We start from the raw sequence: 12,364 nt of genomic DNA on the forward strand, positions 1-12,364 counted from the left end.
TTTACAACTTAAACTCACCCTTTTTAAAGAATTAACGTTGAGTTTATCAAAAAAAATAACCAATGTAGGCAGTAACTTTTAGTTTATTTTAAAGAACGTTTAAGAGATTAAATGCGTTTGTAGCAAATCATTTAAAGCCTTTAGCTTCTCCTCTACATGTTCACTTACATTCGCTTTATCAATAGATTTTTGTTCTACTTGAGAGGCAAACTGTAAAGCACACATGGCTAATACATCTTGCTTATCTCTTACAGAATAGCTTTGTTCAAATTGCTTTATCATAGCCTCTATATTTTTAGCGGCTTTGCGCAATCCTTCTTCTTGATTGGCCTCAATAGTTAAAGGGTATACTCGATTAGCTATTGAGAGCTTTATTTTAAGCTTTTCTGACATTTAATCTATGTTGCACTAATCTGAAAGTTGAGCAATACAATGATCAATGTCTCTAATTAATGCGTTTATTTTAAGCTTTGTTTCTCTTTTATTATCGTCACTACCAAGTATTGAGTTTGCCATTTTAAGAGCTTCGTACTTTTCTTCCCAAGTTGCTATATGCAGTTTTTGGTTTTGAAGTTCTTGTTTTGAAGCTTCTAATTCTTCATTCAATTTCAAATTAGCTTGCTTTAAAAGCTCTACTTTGTGTAATACCTTGCTAATTTTGTTTTCTAAAGAATCTACAATATCTTCAATATTACTCATTTACAAATTTCAATACTTATATCACAAAGTTAACATACCTAAGGTTAAATTACAATTGTTTTTTCATAAAATTTCAAATTCTTCTTTATTACTCATAACCAGAACAATTGGCTTGATTTTTGTTTAAAGCTTTGCTTATTAACATCAAATTGATATTTTAGCCTAATACCAATCACAATTGAGAACAACCCTTAAATCTAATTTTTAAAATTTAATTGGTAACATATAAATTATGCGATTAATCCTCATTCTTTTTTTATTTTTCTCATCCTTTTCTATTGCTCAAAATAACTATCCTCAAGATTATTTTAGAAGTCCGTTAGATATTACATTAATGCTTTCTGGTACATTTGCAGAGTTACGCTCTAATCATTTTCATTCTGGACTAGATATAAAAACACAACAACGAGTGGGCTTAAATGTATACGCATCGGCTAGTGGTTTTGTAAGTAGAATTAAAATATCGCATTTTGGCTACGGAAAAGCGTTATACATTACACACCCAAATGGCTATACTACGGTTTACGCACATTTGAATAAATTTTCTCCAGACATAGAGGCCTATGTAAAAAAACATCAATACGAAAAAGAATCTTTCGAAATTGAATTATTTCCTAATGCTGGAGATTTAAAAATTAAAAAAGGTGATATTGTTGCTTTAAGCGGAAACACTGGTGGCTCTGGCGGACCACATTTACATTTTGAAATTCGTGATAAAGAAGAACGACCTATAAACCCTATGCTTTTTGGTATTGATATAAAAGATTCTATAAATCCTATAATAACATCGCTTTATGCATATCCGATGGATGAAAATTCATTTATAAACAAATCGAATACTAAAAAGAAACTCCGCTTAATTCCAATAAAAAACGGTGATTATGTAGTTGAAAACATTGAAGCTTATGGCAACATTGGTTTTGGCATTGAAACCAATGATAGACAAAATTTAACAGCTAATAAAAATGGAGTTTATAATATTCAAACCTTTGTTAATGGTAATAAAAATTTCGAACTTGATTTTAGGCGTTTTTCCTTTAGTGAAACCAAACACCTAAATAGACTTATAGATTACGAACATTATAAAACTAAAAAATCTCGTGTTCAAAAGCTATTCAATCAAAACAATCCTTTAAGCTTATATAAAGATGTTTTAAATGATGGTATTTTACATATAAAAGATAGCACGTATTCGGTTTACAAAATAAAAGTTGGCGATTTTGAAAACAATAATACTTGGGCAACTGTAACTATTAAAGGAAGTAAAATAGACTCCATAAAAAGTGAACCAAAAAAAACTACACCTTATTTTATTAATACTAATGAAACAACTAATTTAAAAAAAGGAAAAGTATCGGTTGATTTTTATAAAGACACCTTTTATGATAATTTTTACATAGATTTTGATGTAAAAAATGACACTTTATTATTGCATGAAGACATTATTCCTGCAAAAAAAAGCTTCACAATTAGTTATGATGTTAGTGCATATTCCGATAAAGATAAAAGCAAATTATATATAGCCAGATTATTAGGTTACAAAAAATTTCCTGCATATTCTTCAACAAAAAGAAAAGGCAATCTATTAACAACTTATACAAGAACATTAGGTGAATTTGCCCTAGCAACAGACACTATCAAACCAACCATTACACCCATTAATTTTAAAAAAGGACAGTGGTTAAGTAATTTTAGATATTTAAAAATTAAAATTGACGATGAAGGTTCTGGAATTTCAAATTACAGAGCTACGGTAAACGGAACATGGGTTTTAATGGAGTACGATTACAAAACAAAAATGCTAACGCACGATTTTAATGATGGATTAATTACAGAAACAAAAAATAATTTAAAACTAATTGTTACCGATAATGTTGGAAATAATTCTACTTTTGAAACAGTCTTTTATAGAAAATAAATTTTCTCGCTTTTGAATTCAAAATTTTCACTTACTGTCATTCTATTTTTATTATTTGTTTCTTTAGGATATTCACAAACGGCAACTATTAAAGGTGTTATTTTAAATGATAAAAACACCCCTATTTCCAAAGTAAACATTAAGGCTGGTTCAGTTGGCACAGAAACAAATGAAAACGGATTTTATTCTTTAAAAATTCCTGCAAATCAAGATATCCCCATAGAGTTCTCTCATCTTGTGTATAAAAAAATAATCATCACTTTCAATCTAAAAAATGGTGAAACTCATGAATTTAACCCAGTAATGAATACGGCTATTGAGCAAATTGCTACTGTTGTAGTTTCTGGAAAACGCAGAAAAGATGTTGAAGGCATAACAACCTTAAAACCAGAAACCATTAGAAAAATACCAGGAGCCAATGCTGGTGTAGAAAACTTACTATTAACACTCCCTGGAGTTAGTAATAACAATGAATTAAGCACACAGTACTCTGTTCGTGGTGGTAATTACGACGAAAACTTGGTGTACGTAAATGGTATTGAGGTGTATCGACCGTTTTTAATTCGCTCGGGGCAACAAGAAGGTTTAAGCTTTGTAAATACCGATTTGGTTCAGAATGTCGATTTTTCCTCAGGTGGTTTTCAGGCTAAATATGGCGATAAGCTATCTTCGGTTTTAGATATTACCTATAAAAATCCGTATCAATTTGAAGTTAATGTCGATTTAAGTTTATTAGGTGGCAGTATCTCAGTTGAAAATATTAGTAAAGATTCCAAATTCTCAAGTATTGTTGGTTTACGCTATCGCGATAATGGTTTGTTGGTTAATGCCAAAGAAACCGAAACCAATTATGATGCTGCTTTTGCCGATGCGCAAGCCTATTTAACTTATAAGTTTACCGATAAATTTCATTTAAGCTTTTTAGGAAACGCCTCTTTAAATAAATACAGTTACCAACCACAAACGCGACAAACCAATTTTGGTACACTCGCAGATCCTTTAGCTTTATTAGTGTTTTACGAAGGACAAGAAAAAGACCAGTATCAAACGGCTTTTGGTGCTTTTAAAGGCACATATTTTGCGAACGATGATTTAACACTTCATGCCATTGCATCAACTTATCACACCACCGAAGAAGAGTATTTTGATATTTTAGCACAATACCGATTGGGTGAAGTAAACACGAATATTGGTGATGAAAATTTAGGTGAAGTAGAATTTAGCGAAGGTATTGGCGGGCAATTAAATCACGGACGAAACGATTTAGACGCATTAATTACCACAGTTGAACATAAAGGCGATTTAAAAATTGATGACAATCGAATTGAATGGTCTGTAAAATATACTAATGAAGATATTCGTGATCGTTTGGTTGAATGGGAAGTTATTGATTCTGCTGGATTTTCAATTCGTCCACCACATATTGATGCCTTTAACGAGCAACCTTACACACCATTTGAAGGTCCTATTGAAGCGTTTCAAAATGTTCGTACCACTAACAACACCAAAATCAACAGGCTGCAAGCCTACGCCCAATGGAGCAAACGTTCTGTAATAGGAACCAGTGATGTTTGGTACAATGCGGGATTGCGAGTGCATAATTGGTCGGTTAATGGTGATGCTTCGACTGCGCTCAGCACAAGTTCAAAAAAGTCTCAAACAGTGTTTAGTCCGCGTGCGCAATTCGCCATAAAACCTTATTGGGAAAAAGATATGCTCTTTAGAATTGCTGGAGGTTTATATTATCAACCGCCATTTTACAGAGAATTACGAGATGCCGATGGTGTTGTTCAACCCAACGTAAAAGCGCAACAATCGTTTCATTTAGTTTTAGGTAACGATTACAGTTTTAAAATGTGGAATAGACCTTTTAAATTAACTACCGAAACGTATTATAAAAATTTGAGTGATGTAAATCCTTATACTTTAGAGAATGTTCGTATACGTTATAGCGCCAATAATTCCGCGAAAGCGTATGCTTATGGATTGGATATGCGCTTGAATGGTGAGTTTGTACCTGGGACTGAGTCGTGGTTTAGTTTTGGATATTTAAAAACTGAAGAAAACATAAATAATCGCGGTTATATTGCACGACCAACAGACCAGCGTTTAAAGTTTGCAGCGCTATTCCAAGATTATGTACCGAATATACCAAATATGAAAATGTACTTAAACTTGGTATTTAATACAGGTTTACCCGGTGGCTCACCTAGTTATGCAGACCCTTATGAGTATCAAAATAGATTACCGTCATACAAAAGAGCCGATGTTGGTTTTCAATTCGTTATCGTTGATGACAAAAAGCAATTTAACAGCGGTTGGAAAAAGCCTTTTAAAGAATTATCTTTTGGTGTTGAGATTTTTAATATTTTTGATGTACAAAACTCTATAACCAATACTTGGGTACGCGATGTTTATAGCAAACGTCAATACGCCATTCCTAATTACTTAACGCCTCGGGTTTTTAATGTGCGAACTACAATGAAGTTTTGAACTTATTGAAATGAATACAAAAAGTAATATTATAAAAAAAGCAGAATTTAACCCAAAAATTAAATCGTACATACTTTTTGTCGTTTCTTTTTTCTTATTAATTTCTATTGCTGGAATCCCTATTTTAATTGTTTGGTTTCTGGGTCTTGGTCAATATATAAGCAAACGTTTTTATGAAAATTTAGAATGCCAATTAACAAACCGACACTTAGAATTTAAAAAAGGGGTACTGTTTAAAGTTGAAAAAACAATTCCGTTAGAAAACATTCAGGATTTAACATTTATTGAAAATCCGTTATTAAAATATCTCGATTTACGTATTCTTAAAATTGAAACTGCTGGACAAAGCAACCCTAAAGGCAGCGATATGAAACTTATTGGTATTATTGATTCTGCTAACTTTAAAGAGCAGGTATTAAAGCAACGCGAAGCAATTCAATCTTATTCGAAAAACAGTTCGCAAAATATTTCTTCAAGTGAAAAAACGAATATTTTGTTAGAAGAGATTAGAGACCTATTAAACGAAATTAAAAATAAAGATTAATAGATATTTATCGAATTACTAAAAATCATCTTGCTTTATGGGTTCTTGTTAGCACATACCTTACATCGTAAACCTCTGCTGCAAAATCTGATACGATTTTAACTGTTCCTCCATTTGCTTGCCATGTACCTAAAGTATAAGCGTTAAAAGAACTCAAATAAAAGTGTTCAACCCCAATTCCTTTTGATGTTATAAAATCTCTTGTAAAAATTTCTCCTACAGCACCCCCTAGATCAATCGATATAGTTATTTTAGTGGTCTGATTTGCAATTGGTCTTAATCTAAATTCTATCACTATATTGATACCATCACCATTCCTACCCGTAATTGTAGAGTTAGCAGAATTATAAAACGTTGTTACATCTACTGGTTTTTGGAAATCTAATATTGCACCTGCATTGTTAGGTAAAGTTATCTTGGTAGAAGCCAATAGATTTAATGGAGAACCTGAAGTGTATTGAGTGTCTGAGTATTGTGCCCACCCTGTATAATCATTTCCACTAGCACTAAGTTTTACCCAACTGCTACTATCATAAAAATAGAAAGCATTTTGGTCGGTATCAAAAACCAATAACCCAGTTGCTGGCGTTATTATTGCTATTCGTTGAGCAGATGTCATTCTCGGTGTTAAAACACCTTGAGTGGTAGATGAAATATCTAAAACTGAAGAAGCATCAGGAGATGTTGTACCGATACCAACTTGAGAAAATGAAACTATGGATATAAGAAAAAATAACGATGTTAAAATAAAGAGAATTCTATTTTTCATAACTGTAGATTAATTAGATTTAGGGGACTGCTTTTTTTTTACAAAATAAGAAAAAAAAATTAAACAAAATTAATCCTACAAATAAAACTTTTAATCTATTAAAAATACCTTTAATCTTGTATCGATTTTAAATAAACTCGCTCAAAGCATCAACCACATAATCTATTTCTTCTTTTGTATTATAGATGCTAAAAGAAAACCGAATAGAGGGTTTTTGCATATCCTCATTACTTAAAATTTCTGATAAAACATGAGACCCTTTTGTACTTCCGCTTTGGCAAGCACTACCCTTAGAACAAGCAATGCCTTTTAAATCTAGTTGAAATAACAACATACTTGCTTTTTCTGGAGCTACAGGCAAACATACATTAACTAAGGTATAAGTCCCTTTTTCCATATCTCCAGAATAGCCATTAAATTTTGCTAATGGTAGTTTTAATTTTAGCTGTTTAATAAAATATGCTTTTAGAGATTTTACATATTCCGACTCTTCATCTAATTTATCATAAGCTAATTTTAAAGCTTCTTCTATACCAACAATATTATGTACACTTTCGGTTCCTGCACGAAAACCACGCTCTTGCTCGCCACCAAAAATTAAAGGCTTTAAACCTGAGTTTTTTCTAATAAAAGTGAAACCAACGCCTTTTGGCCCGTGGAATTTATGCGCTGCTGCTGCTAAAAAATCGACTGGAATCTCTTGTAAATCTAATTTATAATGTCCTACAGATTGTACAGTATCGCTATGAAATAAAGCGTTTTTAGCTTTACACAAATCGGCAACTTTTTTAATGTCTAAAATGTTTCCTATTTCGTTATTAACATGCATTAAACTAACTAAAGTTTTTTTTGAAGTGCTAAGCAATATTTCTAAATTGTTATAATCTACAGTGCCGTTAGTGTCTATATTTACATAGCTAACAGTTAAATTGTACTCTTTTTCAAGTTGTTCAATGGTATGCAAAATGGCATGATGCTCAATTTTTGAAGTAATAATGTGCTCAACCTTTAAATCTCTTACCGCACTTCGTAACACTAAATTATCGGCTTCAGTTCCGCCCGAAGTAAATACAATTTCGCCAGCTGACACATTCAAATAACTCGCAATTGTTTTTCTTGATTTTTCAATTAATGATTTAGATGACCTCCCAAAACTATGTGAAGATGAAGCATTTCCATAATTATTCTTCAATATTTCAGTCATTTTATCAATAACCTCATCACGAATTTGTGTGGTTGCAGCGTTATCAAAATATATATGTTTCATCTACTTATTTAGATTAAATGGCAAAAAAATAATTCAATGTGCTTTAAGCACCAAAAATACTTGAAATAAAATTATTATCAATATGATACGTTATAAATAACAATTCTATATTTTTGCTCTAAAACCCAAACACATGCGTAAATTATTTTTTGCTTTACTAACACTTAATTTTATTTGTCTTTTTTCTTGTAGTGATGGTGATATTATTGATGTTGAATTAGATTTTGATGGTAATTATAGTGCATGCCAAGGTATTAAGGGTTTGGTACTGTACAAAACAAAAAGTGCCCCATCTGAATCCCTTTCAGTTATTATTACTTCATTAGCAATCGATGACCTTTTAGCAGTTGGCGACGATAATACCTTAATCACAGAAAAAACAGGAACACTAAATTATAGGACTTATAGTAATACCAAAATTACGGGCACCGACTTATTTTGCAAAGATATTCCCTCTTCAGACATTAATATTGTAAATGATTATGAAAGCAGTTGTGAAGCTACATTTACTACTATTTTAACTGAAGATGATAATGATGGTATTCCTGCTGCATTAGAAGATGAAAATTTAGACGGTGATAATAATCCAGCTACAAATCCAACAGATACTGACAAAGATGGTTTACCAAACTATTTAGATGAAGATGATGATGGTGATAATGTACTTACAAAAGACGAAAATCCAGACCCTAACGGTGACGGTAATTTAAGTGATGCTCAAAATACAGATGGTATAGGTTTGCCTGATTATTTAGAACCTGATGATGATGGTGACGGTGTTTTAACACGAGATGAAGAAACCAATACGCAAGACCAAAACCCGAAAAACGACATTACAAATAGTGACATTGGACCAGACTACTTAAACAAAGACGTTGCTAATACAGACACCCCTGCAACTAAATACAGAAAACATACCATAAGCAAAACCTATATAGTTACTTTAACCATAAAAGGAATTAGTATAGACATTTTATCGCAAGATGAACAATCTTTTGGAACATTATCTGACAGTAATATTGGCAGTAACTTTAAATCGAGAACTGAAACGCCAGCTTTTAATTAGTAACTGCTACATTTTGATAAATATAAACTTCGGTAGCTCCTAAACCATATTTTTGGTAATTGGCATCGTAAAATTTCACATTGTTGTAACGCCCAAAAAGGTAATCTAATTCTATTTTTAAAACACCTTCTCCAACTCCATGAATAAATACCATTTTTTGTATGCGATTTTTTATGGCGAATTCTAACTGTCGTCTAGCTGTATCTAATTGTAAGGTTAGCATATCATGATTACTCATCCCTTTTGGAGATTTTACTAATTGATTAATATGCAAATCTACCTCCATAGTAGGCTCGTAACGATCTTTCGCTTTTACTTTTTTTGTGACTTTCCTTTTTGGTTGTTCTTTTTCAGAAATAACGGCATTAATACTTGAATGCGAAAACAATTCATCTTTCATGCTTTTATCAGACTTACTTTTAACCAATTCATCTGCTTTAAAATCTAACAAAAAACCATCATCGGTTTCAATTGAAATAGAATCACCGCTTATTTTTTTAATAACACCAGATAAATCTTCGTCTAAAACTAATACAGCATCTCCAGTTTTAAAAATCATAGTACATCATCTTTATTAATATCAACAGAATCATCATCTAAATTTTTACTGGGAATATTTCTGGAAATTCTATAAATTCCAATCATTAGCATCACAATACCTCCAATTAAAATATACTGATTTTGCTCGGTTCCAGTTTTTGAATATATAGCTATAATAGCACCTAAAACTATCAATATATAATTAAAATATTTCATTAATAAATCACTTAAAATTAAACAACCAAATTACGCTAAAAAATAGATTTTGTATAAATAATTCTTGGTTAAATAGCATAATTTATATCGTTGAAATACACTTTTAGACGATATATTGCTATTTAACTAAAAAAAACTATATTTGTTATTTAAACACTAAGTATATTTTTATGCCCCTAAGATTTACTATTATATTATTATTAACTGCAAATCTATCTTTTGCTCAAGATTTATATGTTGCAAATGACACTTATTTGTACTCAAGAGACGTAGTTGTATTTGTAAATGATGATATTAGACTTGAAACTCCTACATCTAACCTTTATCTTAGAGGCAATGCTCAACTTTTGCAGAATACAGATACTAAAAATTCTGATGCTGGTGAGTTATCTATTTATCAAAATCAAACCACTGGTATTTATGAATATAATTTTTGGTGTTCGCCAGTTGGCATAAGTGTAGATGGTACAACGCAAGCAAATGTGTCTTTTCAGGGTGATAATAGTATACATAATCCTGCAGATCATACAGATTTAACCAACGTTGCCTCATCAGCATATTTATTTACATCTTCTTATAATGGTACAGCTACTCAACTTTCAAATTATTGGATATACACTCTAATAGATGGTGAAGGTTATTTTGGTTGGAATCAAGTTTTCGACAACAATCCAATTACTACTGGCTATGGGTTTACACTAAAAGGAAGCCCTAATACTAATAATGTTTTAGATTTTAGAGGCAGACCAAATAACGGTACTATTACGGTTAGTTGTGCTTATGATGGTACCGACGATGAACCAAATTCTGGAATACCAAATAGAGCAGAAACCTTAACAGGAAACCCATACCCTTCAGCATTAGACTTAAAATTATTTTTAATTAACGCCACAAATCAAACAGTTTTAAGTGGAGAAATATTTTTTTGGGAACAAAAACCTAAAAATTCTCATGCATTGGCTAGTTATGAAGGAGGATATAGTATTTACACACCTGGTGCACCTGGTAATTTAGCAGATAACGGAACTTATGCTACTGCTGCTTTTGAAAGCTATAATGGAGATGGTAGTACAAACACAACAACTACTGGTAACACTATCGATTATAGTGCTAACAACTCAAGGCGTTTTGCAGCAATAGGTCAAGGTTTTGTTGTAAGCAGTAATGGCGCTGGAGGTAATTTTGAATTTACAAACAGTATGCGCGTTTATAGAATTGAAGACTCTACTACTGGAGGAGATGGTTCAATTTTTGCAAAATCTAATAAAGAAAAAAAGGATTCAAAAAAAGAAACTATTATTATGTCACATAATAAAGTAGACTACAAATCTGTTTTAGAAAACCCAACAGTTATTCCAGAAATTAGGATACACACCAAAGTAAACAACACTTTTTATAAAGAAAATGTAATTGCTTTTCGAAATTCTACACCAAATAATATAGCCTACAATCGATTTTATGATGGTATAAATATTCATTCGTTAAATTCTGATGCTTATTTAATTTCAGAAAATCAAGAATTGACTATTAAGTCTATTAATTATGATGAAACAACAAGAATTCCCTTTGGCTTAAAGGCAGAGAATGACAATACACCTTTTAGCATTAAAGTTAATCAATTAAAAGATGTGCCAACAGATGTAGACATTTATGTTTATGATAATGTTAATAATACCTACACAGATGTAAAAAATGGGGCTTTTGAAATTATTTTAGAAAAAGGCACTTACAACAATCGTTTTGAGATTACTTTTAATAGCCAATCATTAACTGTTGATGCGACTATTTTTAATGATTTCAATATCTTTCAAAACAATACCATTTCAGAATTAAAAATTATAAACCCTAACGCTTTAAATATAAAATCGTTTAACTTATTTGATGTTTCTGGAAAGCAAGTATTGAATCAAAACATTTTAGAAACAAAAAGCAGCTATACATTTTCTACAAAATCTTTAAGTGATGGTGTTTATATCGCTAGAATTAGCTCGTCTAACAATCAAAATTTCACTAAAAAAGTAATAATTTCTAATAAAAATTAAACAACAATTTAGTTTTTAAAAGCTATTGTTTGCAAGCATTTTTTTCTAAATTTGGCAAAACTTAAACTTTGTAATGCAAGCTTTGGAAGACTATATGCTGCCCTGTTTAAACAAAAAACTTTTTGGAGTAGATTGCATGGGTTGTGGTATGCAACGCTCAATCTCTTTAATAGGCCAAGGAGATTTTGTTGGCGCTTTTTATATGTATCCAGCTATTTACAGTTTAATTTCTCTTTTTGTTTTTATTGGTTTAAATATTTTCTTTAAATTTAAACATTCAAATAAAATAATTACAATACTTGCAATTATAACCGTACTAACAATTATAACAAGTTTTATTATTAAACTAATCAATTAAAATTCACACATGGAACAACAAAAACTCAATCCAACTATCGTTTATGTATTAGCTATTTTAGGTCTTTTGTGCTGCTGCATTGGCGGTTTAGGATTTATTCTTGCCGGTATTGCTTTTTTTATTGCGCATAGTAAATTAAATGCTGTAAAACTGAATCCTGAAGGTTTTGAACCTACAAGTATAAAAGCGATGAATACAGCTAAAATTGTAGCTTTGGTTATACTAATAATTAATATTTTATATTTTATAATGACTATTTATAGAATATCTACTGTTGGATGGGATGAACTTATGCAACAATCTCAAGATATGTTAGAACAAATGCAGAATAATTAACAGATATTACGTATAAAAAAAAGCGACCAATTGGTCGCTTTTTTTATACAATAAACATCATTTTTTTAAAATGAAGATGCTGCAAACAACATACTGCCAACAATTATTAAAACATA

Annotated in this window: 13 protein-coding genes; 7 read left to right on the forward strand and 6 right to left on the reverse strand. The window is 31.0% G+C overall.

What is annotated here, in order from left to right:
• Positions 1-99: 99 nt before the first annotated feature.
• Together AADI82_RS09730 and AADI82_RS09735 are read right to left on the reverse strand one after the other, a co-directional pair.
• Positions 100-393: a cell division protein ZapA gene (locus tag AADI82_RS09730; protein WP_341216254.1), complete on the reverse strand. Its 294-nt coding sequence runs from the start codon at positions 391-393 to the stop codon at positions 100-102.
• A gap of 15 nt (positions 394-408) precedes the next feature.
• Positions 409-699: a hypothetical protein gene (locus AADI82_RS09735; RefSeq protein WP_034044846.1), complete on the reverse strand. Its 291-nt coding sequence runs from the start codon at positions 697-699 to the stop codon at positions 409-411.
• Between the two features lie 232 nt (positions 700-931).
• Here AADI82_RS09735 and AADI82_RS09740 point away from each other — a divergent pair, with 232 nt between their 5' ends.
• From AADI82_RS09740 to AADI82_RS09750, 3 genes are read left to right on the forward strand one after another with little or no spacing between them, the layout of a single operon-like run.
• Positions 932-2,617 (forward strand): M23 family metallopeptidase, encoded by a 1,686-nt coding sequence (locus AADI82_RS09740; RefSeq protein ID WP_341216255.1) that lies wholly within the window; start codon positions 932-934, stop codon positions 2,615-2,617.
• A 12-nt stretch (positions 2,618-2,629) separates the two neighbouring features.
• Entirely contained in the window at positions 2,630-5,110 is a 2,481-nt protein-coding gene (locus AADI82_RS09745) for a TonB-dependent receptor (protein WP_341216256.1), read from the forward strand.
• A 10-nt stretch (positions 5,111-5,120) separates the two neighbouring features.
• Complete coding sequence (locus AADI82_RS09750) at positions 5,121-5,654, forward strand: PH domain-containing protein (protein ID WP_341216257.1); 534 nt, start codon at positions 5,121-5,123, stop codon at positions 5,652-5,654.
• Positions 5,655-5,679: 25 nt separating this feature from the next.
• On the opposite strand, the gene AADI82_RS09755 is transcribed toward AADI82_RS09750, so the two are convergent.
• Positions 5,680-6,423: a hypothetical protein gene (locus tag AADI82_RS09755; protein ID WP_341216258.1), complete on the reverse strand. Its 744-nt coding sequence runs from the start codon at positions 6,421-6,423 to the stop codon at positions 5,680-5,682.
• Positions 6,424-6,550: 127 nt separating this feature from the next.
• Positions 6,551-7,690, reverse strand: a complete 1,140-nt coding sequence (locus tag AADI82_RS09760) for a cysteine desulfurase family protein (protein ID WP_341216259.1) — start codon at positions 7,688-7,690, stop codon at positions 6,551-6,553.
• Between the two features lie 133 nt (positions 7,691-7,823).
• Here AADI82_RS09760 and AADI82_RS09765 point away from each other — a divergent pair, with 133 nt between their 5' ends.
• Positions 7,824-8,756 carry a hypothetical protein gene (locus AADI82_RS09765; protein ID WP_341216260.1) on the forward strand — a complete coding sequence of 311 codons (933 nt, stop codon included), beginning with the start codon at positions 7,824-7,826 and terminating at the stop codon, positions 8,754-8,756.
• On the opposite strand, the gene AADI82_RS09770 is transcribed toward AADI82_RS09765, so the two are convergent.
• Both AADI82_RS09770 and AADI82_RS09775 read right to left on the reverse strand, forming a co-directional pair.
• Positions 8,749-9,315: a DNA mismatch repair protein MutS gene (locus AADI82_RS09770; protein ID WP_341216261.1), complete on the reverse strand. Its 567-nt coding sequence runs from the start codon at positions 9,313-9,315 to the stop codon at positions 8,749-8,751. The two genes, AADI82_RS09765 and AADI82_RS09770, sit on opposite strands and share 8 nt — an antisense overlap.
• Positions 9,312-9,512: a hypothetical protein gene (locus AADI82_RS09775; RefSeq protein WP_341216262.1), complete on the reverse strand. Its 201-nt coding sequence runs from the start codon at positions 9,510-9,512 to the stop codon at positions 9,312-9,314. Before AADI82_RS09775 ends, AADI82_RS09770 begins: the two co-directional genes overlap by 4 nt.
• A gap of 170 nt (positions 9,513-9,682) precedes the next feature.
• Between AADI82_RS09775 and AADI82_RS09780 the strand changes: the two genes are divergently transcribed.
• The 3 genes from AADI82_RS09780 to AADI82_RS09790 all read left to right on the forward strand — a co-directional run bounded on the left by AADI82_RS09780 (position 9,683) and on the right by AADI82_RS09790 (position 12,248).
• Complete coding sequence (locus AADI82_RS09780) at positions 9,683-11,554, forward strand: T9SS type A sorting domain-containing protein (RefSeq protein ID WP_341216263.1); 1,872 nt, start codon at positions 9,683-9,685, stop codon at positions 11,552-11,554.
• Between the two features lie 94 nt (positions 11,555-11,648).
• A complete protein-coding gene (locus tag AADI82_RS09785) occupies positions 11,649-11,912 on the forward strand; it encodes a DUF2752 domain-containing protein (RefSeq protein WP_341216265.1) in 264 nt (87 codons plus the stop codon).
• Positions 11,913-11,921: 9 nt separating this feature from the next.
• Positions 11,922-12,248: a CCC motif membrane protein gene (locus tag AADI82_RS09790; protein ID WP_341216264.1), complete on the forward strand. Its 327-nt coding sequence runs from the start codon at positions 11,922-11,924 to the stop codon at positions 12,246-12,248.
• Positions 12,249-12,364: the final 116 nt, after the last annotated feature.

Origin of the sequence: uncultured Wocania sp., assembly GCF_964021735.1 — a bacterium.
Classification (GTDB): Bacteria; Bacteroidota; Bacteroidia; order Flavobacteriales; family Flavobacteriaceae; genus Wocania_A.

What these genes read in the sequence shown, in the direction of transcription:
- AADI82_RS09730 (WP_341216254.1), bottom strand. Translation starts at nt 393, where the DNA reads ATGTCAGAAAAGCTTAAAATAAAGCTCTCAATAGCTAATCGAGTATAC.
- AADI82_RS09735 (WP_034044846.1), bottom strand. Translation starts at nt 699, where the DNA reads ATGAGTAATATTGAAGATATTGTAGATTCTTTAGAAAACAAAATTAGC.
- AADI82_RS09740 (WP_341216255.1), top strand. Translation starts at nt 932, where the DNA reads ATGCGATTAATCCTCATTCTTTTTTTATTTTTCTCATCCTTTTCTATT.
- AADI82_RS09750 (WP_341216257.1), top strand. Translation starts at nt 5,121, where the DNA reads ATGAATACAAAAAGTAATATTATAAAAAAAGCAGAATTTAACCCAAAA.
- AADI82_RS09755 (WP_341216258.1), bottom strand. Translation starts at nt 6,423, where the DNA reads ATGAAAAATAGAATTCTCTTTATTTTAACATCGTTATTTTTTCTTATA.
- AADI82_RS09760 (WP_341216259.1), bottom strand. Translation starts at nt 7,690, where the DNA reads ATGAAACATATATATTTTGATAACGCTGCAACCACACAAATTCGTGAT.
- AADI82_RS09765 (WP_341216260.1), top strand. Translation starts at nt 7,824, where the DNA reads ATGCGTAAATTATTTTTTGCTTTACTAACACTTAATTTTATTTGTCTT.
- AADI82_RS09770 (WP_341216261.1), bottom strand. Translation starts at nt 9,315, where the DNA reads ATGATTTTTAAAACTGGAGATGCTGTATTAGTTTTAGACGAAGATTTA.
- AADI82_RS09775 (WP_341216262.1), bottom strand. Translation starts at nt 9,512, where the DNA reads ATGAAATATTTTAATTATATATTGATAGTTTTAGGTGCTATTATAGCT.
- AADI82_RS09780 (WP_341216263.1), top strand. Translation starts at nt 9,683, where the DNA reads ATGCCCCTAAGATTTACTATTATATTATTATTAACTGCAAATCTATCT.
- AADI82_RS09785 (WP_341216265.1), top strand. Translation starts at nt 11,649, where the DNA reads ATGCTGCCCTGTTTAAACAAAAAACTTTTTGGAGTAGATTGCATGGGT.
- AADI82_RS09790 (WP_341216264.1), top strand. Translation starts at nt 11,922, where the DNA reads ATGGAACAACAAAAACTCAATCCAACTATCGTTTATGTATTAGCTATT.